At 52.8% G+C, this 16,837-nt stretch carries 17 protein-coding genes; 14 read left to right on the top strand and 3 right to left on the bottom strand.

Annotated features, from left to right (window positions below; all coding sequences use genetic code 11):
• Nucleotides 1-32: 32 nt before the first annotated feature.
• Genes ACKGJP_RS20940 through ACKGJP_RS20930 form a run of 3 tightly spaced genes read left to right on the top strand, consistent with a single transcriptional unit; the run spans nt 33 to nt 2,762 of the window.
• Nucleotides 33-710 carry a hypothetical protein gene (locus ACKGJP_RS20940; RefSeq protein ID WP_409340744.1) on the top strand — a complete coding sequence of 226 codons (678 nt, stop codon included), beginning with the start codon at nt 33-35 and terminating at the stop codon, nt 708-710.
• Nucleotides 707-1,699, top strand: coding sequence for a hypothetical protein (locus ACKGJP_RS20935; protein WP_409340743.1), 993 nt, complete (start codon nt 707-709; stop codon nt 1,697-1,699). The genes ACKGJP_RS20940 and ACKGJP_RS20935 overlap by 4 nt, the downstream gene beginning before the upstream one ends.
• A gap of 1 nt (nt 1,700) precedes the next feature.
• Nucleotides 1,701-2,762 (top strand): hypothetical protein, encoded by a 1,062-nt coding sequence (locus tag ACKGJP_RS20930; RefSeq protein ID WP_409340742.1) that lies wholly within the window; start codon nt 1,701-1,703, stop codon nt 2,760-2,762.
• Nucleotides 2,763-2,772: 10 nt separating this feature from the next.
• Here ACKGJP_RS20930 and ACKGJP_RS20925 read toward each other — a convergent pair whose 3' ends face one another.
• Entirely contained in the window at nt 2,773-3,192 is a 420-nt protein-coding gene (locus ACKGJP_RS20925) for a hypothetical protein (RefSeq protein WP_409340741.1), read from the bottom strand.
• Between the two features lie 311 nt (nt 3,193-3,503).
• Here ACKGJP_RS20925 and ACKGJP_RS20920 point away from each other — a divergent pair, with 311 nt between their 5' ends.
• The 3 genes from ACKGJP_RS20920 (at nt 3,504) to ACKGJP_RS20910 (ending at nt 7,316) form a co-directional block, all read left to right on the top strand.
• Nucleotides 3,504-3,704 carry a DUF6199 family natural product biosynthesis protein gene (locus ACKGJP_RS20920; RefSeq protein ID WP_409340740.1) on the top strand — a complete coding sequence of 67 codons (201 nt, stop codon included), beginning with the start codon at nt 3,504-3,506 and terminating at the stop codon, nt 3,702-3,704.
• A gap of 76 nt (nt 3,705-3,780) precedes the next feature.
• Nucleotides 3,781-4,002: a DUF2569 family protein gene (locus ACKGJP_RS20915; RefSeq protein ID WP_409347219.1), complete on the top strand. Its 222-nt coding sequence runs from the start codon at nt 3,781-3,783 to the stop codon at nt 4,000-4,002.
• Nucleotides 4,003-4,286: 284 nt separating this feature from the next.
• A complete protein-coding gene (locus ACKGJP_RS20910) occupies nt 4,287-7,316 on the top strand; it encodes a leucine-rich repeat domain-containing protein (protein ID WP_409340739.1) in 3,030 nt (1,009 codons plus the stop codon).
• Between the two features lie 54 nt (nt 7,317-7,370).
• Here the strand turns inward: ACKGJP_RS20910 and spoVB are convergent, their stop codons facing one another.
• The gene (spoVB, locus tag ACKGJP_RS20905) at nt 7,371-8,900 is read right to left on the bottom strand and encodes a stage V sporulation protein B (RefSeq protein WP_409340738.1); all 1,530 of its coding nucleotides are present in this window, start codon (nt 8,898-8,900) and stop codon (nt 7,371-7,373) included.
• Between the two features lie 221 nt (nt 8,901-9,121).
• Here spoVB and ACKGJP_RS20900 point away from each other — a divergent pair, with 221 nt between their 5' ends.
• Nucleotides 9,122-9,604, top strand: a complete 483-nt coding sequence (locus tag ACKGJP_RS20900) for a DinB family protein (protein ID WP_409340737.1) — start codon at nt 9,122-9,124, stop codon at nt 9,602-9,604.
• A 33-nt stretch (nt 9,605-9,637) separates the two neighbouring features.
• On the opposite strand, the gene ACKGJP_RS20895 is transcribed toward ACKGJP_RS20900, so the two are convergent.
• Nucleotides 9,638-9,925, bottom strand: coding sequence for a hypothetical protein (locus ACKGJP_RS20895; RefSeq protein WP_409340736.1), 288 nt, complete (start codon nt 9,923-9,925; stop codon nt 9,638-9,640).
• A 359-nt stretch (nt 9,926-10,284) separates the two neighbouring features.
• Between ACKGJP_RS20895 and ACKGJP_RS20890 the strand changes: the two genes are divergently transcribed.
• From ACKGJP_RS20890 to efeO, 7 genes are all read left to right on the top strand, one after another.
• On the top strand, nt 10,285-11,751 hold the full coding sequence (locus tag ACKGJP_RS20890; RefSeq protein WP_409340735.1) for an ABC transporter substrate-binding protein: 1,467 nt from the start codon (nt 10,285-10,287) through the stop codon (nt 11,749-11,751).
• A 72-nt stretch (nt 11,752-11,823) separates the two neighbouring features.
• Complete coding sequence (locus tag ACKGJP_RS20885; RefSeq protein ID WP_409340734.1) at nt 11,824-12,768, top strand: carbohydrate ABC transporter permease; 945 nt, start codon at nt 11,824-11,826, stop codon at nt 12,766-12,768.
• A gap of 27 nt (nt 12,769-12,795) precedes the next feature.
• Nucleotides 12,796-13,635, top strand: a complete 840-nt coding sequence (locus ACKGJP_RS20880; RefSeq protein WP_409340733.1) for a carbohydrate ABC transporter permease — start codon at nt 12,796-12,798, stop codon at nt 13,633-13,635.
• Between the two features lie 35 nt (nt 13,636-13,670).
• Complete coding sequence (locus ACKGJP_RS20875) at nt 13,671-14,444, top strand: SDR family NAD(P)-dependent oxidoreductase (protein WP_409340732.1); 774 nt, start codon at nt 13,671-13,673, stop codon at nt 14,442-14,444.
• Between the two features lie 166 nt (nt 14,445-14,610).
• Nucleotides 14,611-15,150: a PadR family transcriptional regulator gene (locus ACKGJP_RS20870; protein WP_409340731.1), complete on the top strand. Its 540-nt coding sequence runs from the start codon at nt 14,611-14,613 to the stop codon at nt 15,148-15,150.
• A complete protein-coding gene (locus ACKGJP_RS20865; RefSeq protein WP_409340730.1) occupies nt 15,150-15,611 on the top strand; it encodes a DUF2269 family protein in 462 nt (153 codons plus the stop codon). The genes ACKGJP_RS20870 and ACKGJP_RS20865 overlap by 1 nt, the downstream gene beginning before the upstream one ends.
• Before the next feature lie 374 nt (nt 15,612-15,985).
• Nucleotides 15,986-16,837: an iron uptake system protein EfeO gene (gene efeO / locus ACKGJP_RS20860; RefSeq protein WP_409340729.1), complete on the top strand. Its 852-nt coding sequence runs from the start codon at nt 15,986-15,988 to the stop codon at nt 16,835-16,837.

The following is a 16,837-nucleotide window of genomic DNA, read 5'->3' as shown; positions in this document are numbered from 1 at the left end:
TGAACAAAGGAATCGCTCACATTCGGCGTTCCGTGTTAGAAGGACTACCGGTTGTCGCGTGGGATTTATTTGCGCCCGAATTCGGGCTGATCTACGGCTATGACGATGCGGCGCAGCTCTTGTATGCCGAAGACTCGGCCTCGAAGGGAACGATTCCTTATGACCGGTTCGGGCGCGGCATGTCGGGCGGTTTATTCTTATTATCCGTCACCGGCGAGATGCCGATCGAAGAATGGGAGGCCGTTCGTAGCTCGCTCGACATGGCTGTAAGGCATGCTTACGGAGAATGGACCTTTGTCGGATATGTGTGCGGGCTCACGGCTTACGAGTGCTGGTCGGAAGCGTTCCGAAGAAGGTCGGTCGATCCTCTGGGTAACGCCTATACGGCAGAAGTCGCGGCCGATGCCAGAAGGCATGCCGCGTTATTTATACGGGAGCTGGAACGAAAACTTCTGAAGAACGGCCGAAAGGAAGCGGCGGATATGGCGGCTGAAGCCGCATGCCTATACGAACAGATAGAGGCGGCACTGGGCGAGTTTAGCCGGTTGTTTCCTTTCCCGGACGGCGGCTCCCCGAACGAGCCTGCGCTTGCGGAGAAAGCGATCGGGCTGCTAAGCAAAGCCTTAGCGGCGGAAACGGCCGGGATCGAAGCGTTGGAGCGACTTAGCAGATGCATTGCGCTGACGATAAATGAGGAGGCGGGGAGATGAAGGGTCAAGCCGTAAAAGTCATCAATGGATTGAGATATAACGGGGCAAGAAGCAATCTGGCTTCTATTAATGCGTATAGCGTTTGCTTACAAGAGCTTGGCAGCCCCTACGCATTTACGCCTTGGCTGTACGGAGCGACCGGCATCCCGTTCTTGTTTCGGACAGGGGACGACGTGAATACCGCACCTGTTCTCCATGAGCTGCCATATGGCCGAATGGTGGCCCAACTGCAAAATCTGGGCGTGCAGGTGGAGGGAGTAAGCGCCGTCGCCGAAGGCGAAACACTGGATCGTCTGCGCAGGGAGTCGTGGGAAGCTTGCCGGATTGCGATCGGCTCGGGCTTTCCTTGCTTCGGCAGGGGCTTCGTGTTCAACGGCGGCGAGACCAGTATCGTTCAGGGCTACGATGACAAGGATGCGGCTTACATATGCAGCTGCTGGAATGGGACGACAACCGTCGAGTGGCAATCGCTCGGAGAGCGGGACGGCCTCGTCGACATCCACTGGATGCGGAGGAACGGACAGACGGAGGAAAATGTCCGTAAAACGGTTGCGGACGCGCTTCAGCTGGCGGTCGAATTCGCCGCCGGCAAACTGACCGGTCCGCAAACGTATACCGGTAACCGCGCTTATCGGCGCTGGTCGGCGGAGCTGCGCAAAGGAGCCGTCGACGGCTGGTTTTTCGCGTACAACACCCATGAATGGGATACGTGCAGGTCGAACGGTTATAAGTTTTTGCTGAAAGCAAAGGAGAGACTTGGCAGCGAAACGCCGGAAGCTCTGGAGCGGGCGATCGAGAGCTTCGGCCTTGTTCGGGACCGGTTTCACCGTATTTATGAGTTGTTTCCGTGGGAGCAGCCGCGGGGGTTGATCGAAGATACGGAACGGCGGCTGGAAGCGGCGGCATTGCTGGAGGAGGCGGATGCGTACGATAGTGCTACCATTGCAGCATTCCGCGAAGTAGTCGAAGCGCTGAATGGAGGGGAATGAGTTGGCGAAGGTAAGTTTAGAGAAATACCGGTTTACCGGCCTGCATAAGTCACATATCGGCGCATTAAAGTCGTGTCTCGAATATTTGAATAAATCGTGCTCGGCCGCCTGGCTGTATGGCATGACCGGGAGCGCGTTCCTGACCGTTATCGACGAGAAGGGAGCGGCGCCCAATATCGGGGAGCCGCAGGAGGAGGCTTTCGCACTCGCTCGCCATTTGGGACTCGACATTCGCGGGTATCAAGCCTTCGCGGATGCGGCGGCATTCGAGAGACTCCAGCGCGAAGCTTGGGATGCCGCGCGAGCCGCGCTCGAGCGGGGACTGCCTGTCTTCGCTAGGGAGCTTGACCTCGGCAACGAAACGTCGGTCGTTTACGGCTGCGACGAGGAAGGCTATTATACGCATTCCTGGCATGCCGGCAGCGGACATGAGGGCTTCGATGCCGTTATTCCTTGGACGAAGCTGGGCCGCAACTATTGTCCGTGTGCCTCTTGCCGGAGAAATGCGGGTCAAGATGGGGTGGCTAGTGACGGCGTGTATACCGGAAATCCGCATGACGGAGGCTTTATTTCCCTGCACTGGGCTTCTCCGGCAGAGCCCTCGGATGAACACACCGCGTTTCGCGCCGCGTTAAGCTTTGCGCTGGAATTTTCGCAACGCGGGAAGTACGAGTGGGCCGGACGTGCCTTTTATAGCGGGCTGTCCGCTTATGACCGCTGGATCGAGCTGGTGCGCAAGGATGCCATACTTGGCTTCCATATGGGGTATTTTACGGACATCTTGCATGAAAGCAGGCACAACGCCTATCTGTTCCTGCTTGAAGCAAGCGAACGGTTTGAAGGGGCGCTCGGAAGGGAATGCAGCGGCGTGGCCGAGGCTTACAAGCGAATAAAAGAAGAGTATCAAGCGCTAAATGAGCTTTTTCCATGGATGCAGTCCCATGCGCCTATTGAAGATCCGGACCGAAGGCAAGAAGCCGTAGAACGGCTGGCAAGGCTAAAAAAACTGGAAAGCGAAGGCTATGTAAAGCTGGAGAGGCTGTTAAGCATTTTGCAGGAATAAGAAAGCGGCGTTACTCGAGCCGTTCGACGGCTTTCCGGATTTTAACCCCGAACGCGGTGTCATCCTGTTTCATCGGCACGGAGCCGGAGTCGGTTTGGCCGTAGTAGAGAACGAGTATCTGCTCCGCTTCATACAGGAGAGGAGGGAAGGAGCTAAGCAGCCGTTGACGCTCCCGTAAGCGTTCGGCTGCCAGCTTGCGGTTTGCCTTGGTGTCGAAAGTATAGACGCGCACCGTTTCCTCATTATCCAGCTTAAAGCTGTCAGGCTTGACCCCGTTAAGCTCCGTTTCCGCGGGCGTTTCCGTCTCCGTGAGGCGTATGCCTTCGGACTCGAACGCTTCGCGAACGGTCGGCTTTTGCTGCTGCGAGCAAGCGCTGAGCACGAATAGGCTGACGATTGCCGCGGCAAACAGTAGACGCAATGGTCGCATAGATTCACTCTTTTCATCGATCGTTTATCCGGTTATTTTCACTGATTCCATGACGCAGATACTGTTAATTATGTTGCATATTAGCAGGGGGGGCAAGTTTTTTTCGATTGCCGCGAGCTGCATGGCATGAGGTTGGCTATTTTACGGCAAGTTGTAGGCGAACAAAGTACCGCCTTTTATCGGCATATCCGGTTCGGGTACGTATAAAATTTCAAGTCCGACAGGAAATGGACGCCCTTAAATGGAACCTTATAGGCATAGGATCTATGAAAGGCGATACTAGAATGACGATTTCGGGAGGGATGTCTGTCATGACGATTCTTTATATGTTGCTTGTCCTGATCGGGCTTCTCATGTTGATCAAGCCAAATGTTTTCTGGAAGTTGACCGAAAGCTGGAAATCGAATGATGCTATGGAGCCTTCCTTCCTTTATGTGATGTCGACGAGACTTGGAGGGGGGATGTGCGCGCTGGCGGGTATTGCTGGAATTATCGCCAACTATGCCGTGTAAGGACAGGCTGATGGGGGATTGAAATCAAGTAATCGTACGCTCTTTGTATTCTGCATAATCTTATTAGTGGCGCTATATCGCAAAAAAAAACATTTTCCCTAAACTGATGATCATTTTCTACAGTGCAAGCTTGGCAATCGGTTTAATCGATTTCTTGCTAATGTCACTGATTCCAATGGCAAGCGAGCTTCAGGACGGCAGTTCGATTAAAGATATCGTTCGTTCGGCTATTACTTGCTTCATTTGGATTCCTTATTTCCGCAAATCCGTCCGTGTGGCCAACACCTTCGTTAAATAGCTCATCGAAGAGATTCGCGAGCTATCGGAAGTTATGCGGAAAGTCCGGCACTTAAGCGAAATGGGTGGCATCAACGGGACGAGGCGATAAGCAAAGTAAAGTGGAACAAAGGATAGGGTAATGAAGGAAAGTATTAAGCTCCGCTCAAGCCGAATCAGGCTTGAGTTTTTTCTTTTGTAAGTTTTTGTCGAAAAAAAGGGATTAATTGCCGACTTATCGAAGTATGCAAGGACGGCTAGTGCATAACATGAGCCGAACGAACCAGACGGAGGCAGCAGGAGATTATGGAGAAGAAACGAATAATGCGGTTCATGATTTCGCTTGCTTTAGCAGCGCCATTGCTTGCAGCAGGGCAGCCGATCGCCCATGTGAACGCGGCGGCCGATGCCGGCGACCAAGTCGTGAATTTCCCCGACGCGAAATTAAAACAAGCTTTGATCAACATCGGCGTCGACACGAACGGCGACGGCAGCATTACCCGTAAGGAGATGGCGGATCGGTCCGATCCGCTGCACATGGGAACGGGATTGGGTACGCTCGGCCTCGGCAGGCAAGGGATTACGGATCTGACAGGACTTGAATATGCCGTTAACGTTACGAGCCTATCCTTGGAGAGCAACAACTTAACCGATATTAGCCCTTTGGCTAAGATGGGCAATCTGGAGACGCTATCCCTGGATTTCAATGAAATCGGCGATTTAAGTCCGTTATCCGGCTTAAGCAAGCTTCGCCTGCTGGCGGCATCCAGTAACAGAATCAGCGATTTACGCCCGCTTGCAAGCATGGGAAGCCTGGAGTACATCTATTTTCAAGATAACAAGATTAGCGATATGAGTCCGCTCTCGCAGCTGAAAAACTTGAAAATCGTTCAGTTTTTCAAAAACGAGATCAGCGATCTCAGTCCGTTGTCGGGACTTAAGAGCCTTCAGGAAATCAATATGAGGGCGAACCGGGTCAGCAGCCTGAAGGCCCTATCCTCGCTTAGCTCGGTACAGCGTCTTTTCCTAAGCTTTAACCAGATTCGCGATGTCAGTCCCCTGTCGGCTATGAGCGGCCTGCAGGAGCTTCATTTGGATATCAATGAGATCGGCGACGTTACGCCGCTTGCGGGCTTGACCGGATTGCGCGAGCTCTATCTGGAGGAGAATCAGGTCGGCGATATTTCCGCGCTTGCCGGAATGACCAATCTGGAAAGGCTCGACTTGAGCATCAATCGCATAAGCGACGTTCGGGCGCTGGCTGCCATGGCGAAAATGAAAAACCTGTATGTATTCAACAACCAGATCAGCGACATCTCGCCGCTCGCTAGCCTTACCGCTCTTAAGGAAGCTTCCTTAGGCAGCAATCGGATCAGCGACATTTCTGCGGCGGCCAAGCTTGTCAATATAAACGCTCTGGACTTGTCAGGCAACCAAATCGGCGATGTTAACCCGCTATCGGGCTTGATCGCCTTGAAGGAACTGTCGCTGAAAAACAACCGGATCGGCGACGTATCGCCGCTTGCCAAGCTGACGAATTTGGAGCTGCTGGATGTTACCGGCAACCCGATCGCCGATGCCAGTCCGCTCTTGAGCCTTAAGAATTTGACCAAGCTGGATATCGACAAAAAAGAGGAGGCTTCCTTAGCTCCTGTCGTGAAAGGCGTAAGCGAAGGCATATTTAATACGGATAAGGTCATTACGTTCGACCGAGGCACGGCAACGCTGAATAACAAACCGTTTGCCAGCGGAAGCACCGTGAGCGATGAAGGCAGCTATACGTTGTTCGTGTCGGACAAATCCGGCCTTAGCACGACGGTCCACTTCGTCATCGACAAAAAGCCTCCGGTCGTCACGGGTGTCGAAGCCGGAAAGACGTACCGGTCGGAGCTGTCGATTACGTATAACGAAGGCGTCGCCACCCTTAACGGCAAGCCGTTCGGCAACGGCGGAAAAGTAAATGCGGACGGGGCGTATACGCTGGTTGTAACGGACGAAGCGGGGAACCGCACGACGATCGCCTTTACGTTCGAAGGAAACGCTCCGGTTGTTCGCGGAGTATCCCCGGGCGGCATTTACAATACGGAACGCGTCATTACATTCGATCAAGGCGTGGCGACGCTTGACGATATGCCGTTCCAAAGCGGGGGCAAGGTGAGTGCAGCCGGCATTCACAAGCTTGCGGTGACCGGTAAAGACGGCAAGCAAACGACGATCGCGTTCACCATTCGGAAGCAGGCCGGCGAGCCGAGCTTGCCGGGGGCGTCCGAATGGGCCAAGCCGGATCTTGCGGCTGCAAGCGAAATCGGTTTAACCTTGCCGGTGCAGGACCGGCTATTTACGGATTATATAACGCGCGAGCTGCTTAGCGAGGTAGCGGTTAAGCTGTACGAAGCGTTAACGGGTGAGGCGGTTCGGAATACGGACGGCAATCCTTTCCAGGATACGGCGAATCCGGAAGTTGTGAAAGCGTACCGGCTCGGCATCGTATCCGGCACTTCGGACGACCGCTTTTCTCCGGATGACCGGATTACGCGGGAACAGCTGGCGACCATGCTGAAACGTGCCTTGGATAAGACCGGAAAGTCAATCGCGAGAGGCGAGGCGATCGCATTTGCGGACCGGGATTCGTTCAGTCCGTACGCCCGGGAGGCCATTGATTTTATGTCGTCCGTCGAAGTCATTAACGGCATCACGGATACGACGTTCGGACCTAAGCAGAACGCCAGCATCGAGCAGGCCGTCATCATGGCCAAGAGGCTTTATGCCATCGCGGCGCCTAACGATACGGCCGTTCCCGGAGAGGCAGGAGCAGGCAGTCCGGTGACCGGAGGGGCGACAAAGCAGACGGAGCAGCCTGCGGCGGGCAACACCTTGTTCTCGTTCGACGGCAGCCAGTTCCGGCTCTATGTGCAACAAACGCACCCTCAGCCTGACGGCAGCGAATATAAGGTGTACGGCTACAAAAACATACGCTCTTTCACCCTGCCTGCATACTGCGCCATCTATTTAACGGCAGGTACGAACTACCCGGTTTTCGAGGAAGATTATTATAACTATCATTTCGGCGGTCAGCTGGTCATCGCCAATCATACGGACAAGCCGAAGGTCGTGAAGGAAGGCGAAATCGATGCGTCTCTTGAGCGCATCTACCGCGACAATATGGGAACGGTGGGCAAGCCGGACGGAACATCGTTCACCCTGAAGGCGACCGGTCCCTACGTCCGATTGATCGCTTTCGAGGGGGATTTCGACGAGACCGTCCCCTACAAAACGTATATGGATCAAAAGAAGGACGTCTTTGCCGGAGATTGGATGACGATCGCGGGTCCATAAGACGGAACGGGAAAAGCTGCGGAAGCCTTATGGGCACCGCAGCTTTTTTATTGGCTATCCTTCCTTGAAAACGCGAGTGATGCGCAGCGTCATGACATAGGCAAGGATCGAAACGCATACCGCTCCAAGCACGTTCATCGGAAGAGCGGCTCCGTATCGCTGCATGGAAGCGTAAGCGCCGAGGCCGCAAATGACCATAATAACGGCTCCCAGCGTCGCCTTGACGACCATTCGGAAGTCGAAATAAAAGCCGATCGTGCTCGAGATCGACAGAAAGTTCAGAACGGTAAGGAGACAAATGCCGAAGCCGAATCCCAGAGCGACCCCTTCGATCCCTAAAGCGGAGCCCAATACATAGATGAGCGCTATCTGAAAAAGATTGGTCAGGATCAGATTCCACATGACCGTCGACGCTTTGCCCAATCCTAGCAGGATCGCGTGCAGCGGAGCTTCAAAATAATACAAGAAGAACAGAGGGACGATCAGCTTCAGCAGCGGACCGGCTTCCGGCGCGCGATAGAGTACGGTGGCCAGCGGAACGGCCCATACGTATAAAATGATCGTACAAGGAATACCCACAAAAAGCGCGATTTTCATCGCGACATCCATCCGGTGATGCATGAGTCGGTTGTTGCTGACTGCCGACGCTTCGCTGATGGCGGGGATGAGCGCCGTGGACAGCGACTGCGTAAAGAAGCTCGGAAGGAACAGCAAGGGAAGCACGTAGCCGGTAAATAGACCGAAGCTTTTGGTAGCTTCGGCGGCGCTGGCGACACCGGACAGCAGCAAACTGTGCGTGACCAGCATCGGAAGAAAGGCGCGGTACAGGGAGTGAACGAAGCCGCTTCCCGTCAGCGGCAAGCCGAGGCGCAATAGATCGCGCATCGTCGGATAGAAGCCCTCGGCAAGCGGCGAAGCTTTCACCGTGGCGGTATTCGCTTTGTTCTTGCGGTACAGAGTAAAACGCACGAACAAATAGAGAAGTCCTGCGCCTTCCCCGAGCACTACGCTGATCATTGCCCCTGCGGCGGCATACTCGACGCCATAAGGCAGCAGCCAGTGAACGAGCCCGACGACGAAGGCGATCTGCACCAGCGTTTCGATCACGTCGGATATGGCGAGCGGGTTCATGTTCTGCTTGCCGCGAAAATATCCGCGCAACACGGCCGTAATCGCCACAAGCGGGATGATCGGGGTAAGGGCGAGCATGGCATAATACGCTCTCTGGTCCGGCAGGAAGATGGAGGCGATCCACTTGGAGGCGAATAAGGCGAAGAGCGTCAGGACCACGCTCAGCACGCCGGTTATCGTCAAGGATACGACCAAAATTTTTCTGACCCGCGCTTGGTTGTTCTGCGTCTCCGCCTCGGATACCAGCTTCGAGATGGCTGCGGGAAGGCCGAGCTCGGTTAATGTAATGAAAAGAGGAAGCAGCGGATGGGCGGTCATCAAAAGACCGATCCCCTCCTTGCCCAGCATGCGCGCCAACAGTATACCGTTAATAAAGCCGAGCGCCCGCGTGAAGAACGCCGCCGCCGTCAAGACGAATGCTCCCCGGATAAAGGATTGCTTGCGCATTTCCATGTTCCCATCTCCATCCCGTATTTTGCCGATATATAAGGATATTCACAAAATCCAAATACATGCGGCCGAGCCGTAAGCTTGGACGGAATCGTCATGCATTCCTTCGCTAGGACTCTCGGCGGTTCTGGTTCCATACGCGAACGGAGACTGACCTTGCATGATGCGAATATATGTTCTATCATACGACATAACACGACAAAATCGGGAGCTGAGACGAACGGATGCTGCATATGTATAGATACAACTGGCTTGTAAGAGAAGAGTGGTTCGAATGGTGTAAAGAGCTGTCGAATGAACAGCTGCTGGAGACTCGTGCGGGAGGTGTCGGAAGCATTCTTCAAACGCTGTTTCATATCGTAGACGTGGAATGCAGCTGGATCAGGGCGATCGAAGGAAAGGCCGACCTGTCGCCTGAATTTGCGGATAACATGACCTTGGATAAGATTCGCGGCTTATCCGGCGATTACCGGCAAGATGTCGAACCTTTTGTGGCGAGCTGGTCGCCGGATAAGGAGCTTGAAATCGTACGAGCTCCCTGGATGAACGGGGAACCGGTTGCCGCAGGGGAAGTCCTGCGCCATCTTATCGCCCATGAAATTCATCATGCCGGGCAACTATCCGTTTGGGCTAGGGGATTGGGAAGACAGGCGGTATCCGCCAATTTGATAGGAAGAGGCTTGCTGCAGCCTGACCGAGCAAAGTAAAACCCCCCTGAAGCCAGGGGGGATTGCAGGCGGTTACAATTTGCCTTTCATATCATAGAGATATTTGAGAACTACGCCGAAAGCTCCGACATAATAACCGGCTAACACTAGATAGCCTGTGGAATCGAGAGACTGCATATTGGCTAAGAGGTAGAGAGGCAGCACGTAATACAGCAAGTCTTTCAAATATCCAAGAATTAAAGTGCTGGGCAGTTTGCCGGCCTTAAGGGAATGATAGAGTCCGAAGAGGAAATCGAGAGCCATCAATCCAAGTACGGCCCACATTGCGTAGAGCATCCAACCTGTAAGCGTAAATGTCATTTGGTGTCACCTCCTTGCAGGAGGACTTGGTACGTAATATATCATATGGATCGAGGCTACGGATTGTACTAGGACAATGCACTTTTTTTATAATTTTTCCTGAAACAGCATGATCCAAGGCTGCTTTTCGGCGATTGTCGAATCGCGGTCTGGAAAATGGAAGGGAACAGGATAGACAGTTTCTTCCTCGATCATGTAAACTAGTTTCATCTACATGAGAAAATTTGGATTGTCGACGGAGTTCGACAAGGTCGGTCAACGAATCGCGGAAGGACTGAACGAGGGGGTATTTGCGGCAAAAGAGAAGGGGATCAACTAACAAATTGTATGCGTTCTCAAAAAAAAGGAGGAGAAGAGCGATGAATCGAACAGCAAAGACTATTGCGGGTGTAGTAGCGGCTGTTATTCCTTTCGTAATCGTCATTGGTTGTACGTCGAGCGAAGGCGGCGCATCTCCCCCCTCTCCGGCGTCTGCCTCAAGCGCTCCGCCTGGTGACAACAAGGAAGATGTCTATCCGGAAAACGGGCTATCCAAGACCGAGAAGGTCACGATCAAGTGGGGATATTGGGAGAACGCGTACGGACGCGAATGGGCGGATAACGCGATCAAGAAGTTTACGGCGAAATATCCGAACGTCAAATTCGAAGTAACCGCTTCGCCGGTAATCCGCGAATTGATCGGCATCAAGATGGCTGCCAAGAACGACAAGGACATGTTCGACATCATATCTCCGACCTTCAACAGCATCGAAGAAGGCACTGTCGCCCAGAAGGAAGGCTTATTCGAAGACTTAACGGATTTGTGGGATCGAGAAGTCCCGGATAAGAAAGGCGTGAAGCTGAAGGACGTCGTGCTTGACAGTACGATGCAGTACGCGCTGAAGGTGGACGGAAAGTTTTATCAAATTCCGATGGGGGCTTACGCGCTTGGATTGTTCTATGACAAAACGTTCTTCGAAAAGAACGGCTGGAATCAAAATCCGAAAACATGGGACGAATTCAAAAAGCTCATAACGGACATTAAAGCCAAAGGGATCATTCCGATCACGTACCCTGGCGTATATGCGACCTATATTTATTACGGTTTTACGATCAAGCAGTTTGAATTGGCGCAGAAAAAAGGGACGCTGGATCCATTTACGAAGGATTTCCGCTCGGGCAAGTGGCCGATCTACACTTCCCCGGAGTATAAGGAAATATGGAGCCGTCTTTATGAACTGGGCAAGCTGGGAGCCTTCCCGGAAGGGGCGGCGGCGATGAACCATACGCAGTCTCAGATGCAGCTGCTCCAGCACAAAGCGGCGCTCGCTTCGACAGGCGACTGGGTACAGAACGAGATGAAGGATTCGATACCGGAAGGCTTTAAATGGGGCTTCATGGACATTCCGTTCGTCGATAAGCCTGGCGATACGATCTGGGTGGAGAACGGCATCGGCGCGGGCAGCATGATGATCTGGAAAAACAAGCCGGAGCTGACGAAGAAATGGGCGAAGGAATTCAACTTGTTCTTAATGACGAATGAGATTCAAGCTTTTAACGGCAAATACGGCATATCCCCGATCCGCAAAGATTTTGCCGATAATCCGGATAATATCGCCCAGCTGCAGGAGGCGCCTAGAGCCGTACTGGAATATGTCCAAACGAATAAAGCAAGATTCGGTACGGCGGTGAAAGACGTGGCGTTCACTCATCCGTCCGCCGGCAGAGCGACGAAGATGGTTACGGATATGATTGTAGAGGTGGCTTCCGGCAAGAAGGATCCGATGCCCGTCTTGGAAGAAGCGGATAAGCTCATGAAGGAAGCGATTGAAGCGGAGAAGAAATAAACGAAGGAAGCATGGCGGGGGAAGGGGAAATCCTTCCCTTTTGCCTATCCTGAGGCGAATGGAGGACCACATATGGCTCAACCGGAATGGAACGCGTCGGCGGCCGCGAGAAAGGGCGGGCTTTTCAGCAAAGGGAAGGTCCGGAAACGAATTTTTATTTTGCTTGCCGTAGGCCCAAGTTTTTTGGGGTACTTGCTGTTTACGTTGTATCCGAATATCATGTCCGTCTACTATTCGTTATTGGAATGGAACGGCCTCAGCTCCGCTAAGTTTGTCGGAATCGACAACTACACATACATGCTTAAAGATAACTTCGTTTGGAGAGCGCTTTCGCATAATCTCATCCTCATGCTCACGATCCCTTTGTTAACCGTTTATATTTCAGTGTTTCTTGCTTATCTCTTGAACAACAAAGGGTACCGGGAAGCGCCCTTCTATAAAGTGTTGTTTTTCCTGCCGAACGTGCTTGCAATCGTCGTCGTGGCGCTGCTGTGGAGGTTCATTTATGACGGCGAGTACGGCATGCTGAACGCGGTGCTGAAGATGTTCGACATCGACGCGAACAATTTCTACTGGCTGGGCGATAAGAAAACGGCGCTATGGGCGCTGCTGCCGCCTGCCATATGGGGAGCGGTCGGCTTCTACATCATCATCTTCATGAATGCGATGAAAAGCATCCCTGCTTCGTTGTATGAATCCGCCATATTGGACGGCGCCGGACACATAACGCGGTTATTCAAGATTACGATGCCTCTCATTAACCCCGTCATCCGCGTCAGCGCCTTGTTTCTCGTGCTTGCTACCTTCAAGGGCTTCGAGCTGATGCTCATTATGACGAACGGCGGTCCCGCCGGAGCTACGGACGTCATCGGACTGTATATGTTTCATATGGCGTTCGGCAAAGATTCCCACAATTATGGTTACGCGTCGGCTATCGGCATGTTCTTGTTCGTCATCATGGTTGCTGCCAAGCTCATTATCGACAAAATCAGTCCAAAGGAGCAAATCGAATTCTGATACGAGCAATCGGAGAGGGGGGAGCTCATGGAAAACAGCAAGCGTACCTGGCTAGATCTCGTTTGGCGGCTTCTCTTGTTGTTATGGGCGCTTTCGATCGTCGTGCCTCTTTTGTGGATTATTTTGGAGTCGCTAAAGACGAACAAGGAGTTTTTCGTCAATGTATGGTCTATGCCCAGTAAACCCATGTGGGCAAATTATAAAAAAGCGTGGGAATCTTATCATTTGGGCTCCACGGCTTTGAATACGCTATACTATGTCGGCGTCGGCCTGCTGCTCGGCACATTCCTTACAACGCTCAACGCTTATGCGTTAACCCGCTTGCAGTTTCGCGGAAGGCAGCTGATATGGACGGTCATCATGCTGTCACTCTTCCTGCCGGGCATCAACGCGCTTGTTCCTCAATATGTGCTGATGCGCGATCTGCATCTGACCAACAGTCTGACCGGTCTTATCCTACTGGACAGCCTCGGGGAAAGCGTCTTTTTTCTAATGCTGCTCGGCGGCTTCATGCAGTCTCTTCCGAAGGAGCTGGAGGAGAGCGCATTTATGGACGGCGCTTCGCTGTTTCAGGTGTTCCTCCGGATCATTGTGCCGTTGTCGACGCCCGGTATCGTAACGGTCGCCAACTTTAAGTTTTTGGGTCTATACAGCTCCTTCCTCGGACCTTTCATCTATTTGAGCGATCAGACGAAGTATACGATCGGAGTCGCCATGTACAATGCGAACCAGCTTATGCAGTACAAGGCGGATTGGGTTACCTTGTTTGCCGGCGTAACAATAGCGATGCTGCCGACGATCGTGCTTTATGTCATGTTCCAGCGTCAAATATCCGAAGGCGCCACTTTGGGTGCCGTTAAAGGATAGTGCAAATATGCGAACGATCGGGAGGCTGATGATCCATGCCCTTACAACTGGAGGGGAAAGTGATTGTCATAACGGGCTCGCTGGGGGCGGCGGGGAGCGCCGCGACGAAGCTTTTTACCGAGAGGGGGGCGTTAGTGGCTGCCTGCGACATTAGGCCTTCCGCCGAGTCCGACGGCTTTGGCGAACTGCAAGGACGTGTAGGCGGCGATCGGCTGATTTACGTTCAAGCGGATATGACGAAGGAAGATCAGGTTCAAGCTCTGATGGACAAGGTCGATCAAGCGTTCGGCAGACTGGACGGCAGCTATCATACGACTTATGTGAACCGCTCCCGAACCGTTGCGGAGCAAACGCTAGCGGATTGGGAGGACTCGATCAAGGGGACGCTGACCAGCACCTTTCTCGTATGCAAGCATGCGGCCGAGCTGATGATCCGATCGGGAGGAGGTTCGATCGTGAACGTTTCCTCCGTGCTCGGCACGTATCCGAAAACGGGGAATTCCGCGTATGGAGCAGGGAAGGCGGGAGTCGAGCAATTGACGCGTTACCTGGCCGTCGAATACGCCAAGCAAGGCATTCGCGCGAATGCGGTGGTCCCGGGCGATTTCAAATCGGAACAGGTGCTTGAGCATATGTCGGAGCAGCATCTCTCGTGGATTCGCTCTTGTTCAACGGTCGGCAGAAGCGGACGGCCGAACGAGATCAACGAGGTAGCGGCTTTTCTGTTGTCGGATGCCGCATCCTACGTGACAGGCTCTTTATACCCGGTTACCGGGGGAATTTGGCTAAATCCCGATTCTAACGAATAAGAGGGCGGCAAGTTGAAACGAGTAGGCTCCCGGGTCCGAGGCGACGGCGGGGGCTTTTTGACGCGAAAATAGAAAATGATGGACAACGTAGATACGTTCAATTATATTCATATTGTGAATATAAATAATGATAATAATAAACCGAATAGGAAAGGAGCGCCGTCCCATGCAGCTGCAAGCCAAATATGTCGCGTTAGCGTTGTTAAACAAACGGCCAATGACGGGATATGAGATTAAGAAAGATTTTGAAGGCGTCATTTCCTTTTTCTTCGACGGCAGTTACGGAAGCGTATATCCGACACTGAAAAACTTGGAGAAGGAGGGCTGTATCGAAAAACGGACAATCGTGCAGGAGGATCGTCCGAATAAGAACGAGTTCTCGATCACGGACGACGGAAAGAAGCTGCTTGCGCAGTATTTCGAACAGCCCGTCGGCGAGGACAGCGTCCGATCAGACATCTGCATGCGGTTGTTTTTCGGCGGCGATGCCGGAACGGACGAGATGCGGGCATGGATCGGGCAAAGCGTAAGTCAGCACGAAAGCAAGCTTAAGAAGCTTCAAGACATACATGACCGACACCGTCAGAACATGCCGAGCCATCAGCTGCTGTCTCTGACCATTGGGATCGGTTACCACAAAGGACAACTCCGCGCTCTATCGGATTGCGTCCAACTGCTTGAACAATCGGAAGGAGGAAACAAGTAATGGGAGTGCTTATCTTTTTGCATGTGCTGGGAGCGGTGCTGTTTCTCGGGAATGTGATTACGGCGGCGTTCTGGAAGCTGTCGGCGGAACGGGGAAATGATTTGGCCCATCTCCGCCGCGTTGCCCGAAACGTCATGCTGGCCGACTATTGGTTCACGCTGCCCGGCGTCGTCCTGCTGCTTGCTACGGGCCATATTATGGCTTCGCTTAAAGGGTATTCGCTCGCTGAGCTAAGCTGGATGACGGTATCGGAGGCGCTCTTTGCTTTAAGCGGGTTGATCTGGGCCGCCGTTCTTATTCCCGCACAGCGGCGAATGATCAAAGAAAGCGCATTGCCCGGAACGATCGCCGATTTGAGCGCTTCCTACCGGAAAGCATCCCGAAGATGGGATGTTTTCGGCACGATCGTAATCGTCATCCCGCTTTTTGTGCTCTATTTGATGCTGGTCAAACCGTTCTGAAACCAAACCGATGCCGTGTCCGACGCGGCCGATATATAGTCCGAAATCTTCTTTTCCAATCAAGGAACTGAACATTACCATCTCTTTCGATTCATTGGGTTTACTCGGATCTACCAACAGCCCGTTTCCGGCTCAAGCTTAGCTTGGGCCGTTTTTTTGTGCTTCCAGAACGGACGGCAAAATGTCCCGAGTCAGCTTTGTATAAATACGCTTCGTTTTAAACCTACAAAGAGCATTGTAGAAAGGAGAGGAATCCGGCAACAATCGAAACGAATTTAGCTCATTTTGACATTGATAATCATTTTCATGTGTGATAGTTTAAGGGATGTGAGAAATTTAAACGTTCGTTTACATTGTAAAAGGAGAGGTTCATTTTGAAAGCACGTTACATATTGCCGGCGGCTATGCTAGGCGCGTCCTTATTGTTTACCGGTTGTCAAGAGAAAGCGGGTAAGGATGCCGGCGCTGCGGAAAGCGAGAAAACGTATAAAGCGGATACTCCGGAACTTAAGCTGGCTACCGAAACGTATCGCAAATATGTGGTCGAACAAAGCGATCTGTTCGTCAAATCGACTGCCGAGTTCGTGGCGGCCGTGAAAGCTGGCGAGCTGACGAAAGCGCAGCAGCTATACGCGCCTAGCCGGATGTTCTACGAACGGATCGAGCCGATAGCCGAGTCGCTCGGCGATTTGGATCCTAATCTTGACGCGCGCGAAGATGACGTGGACGAGAAGGAATGGCGCGGATTCCACCGGATCGAGAAGGCGCTCTGGAAGGAGAAGACGACCAAGGGGCAGGAGACGTATGCCGATCAACTGCTTAGCGACAGCAAACTGCTGCGCGCTAAGGTCGAGACGGCGGATATCAATGCGGATATGCTTGTCACCGGGGCCGTCGAGCTGCTTAACGAAGTGTCCGCAACGAAGGTGACCGGAGAAGAGGAGCGTTATTCTCGAACCGATTTATACGATTTTGCCGCCAATGTCGAAGGGGCCAAAAAAATATTCGAGATTTTGAAGCCTGAACTTACGAAGAAAGATGCGGCGCTGACGACGAAGATCGAATCGAAATTTACCGATCTTGAGAAGGAGCTTTCTCCGTTCAAAAAAGGCGACGGCTATGTGCCGTATAACGAACTGACGAAAGATCAAACGAAAAAGCTGAGCCAGGCCGTCGATTCTTTGGCAGAACCGCTCTCGAACATGGGTAAGCTCCTGGAGGCGTAA

This window comes from Paenibacillus litoralis (assembly GCF_046244365.1).
Classification (GTDB): Bacteria; Bacillota; Bacilli; order Paenibacillales; family NBRC-103111; genus Paenibacillus_V.
Note: the sequence above shows the minus strand (reverse complement) of the source record. Positions and strands in the feature narration are given on the sequence as shown.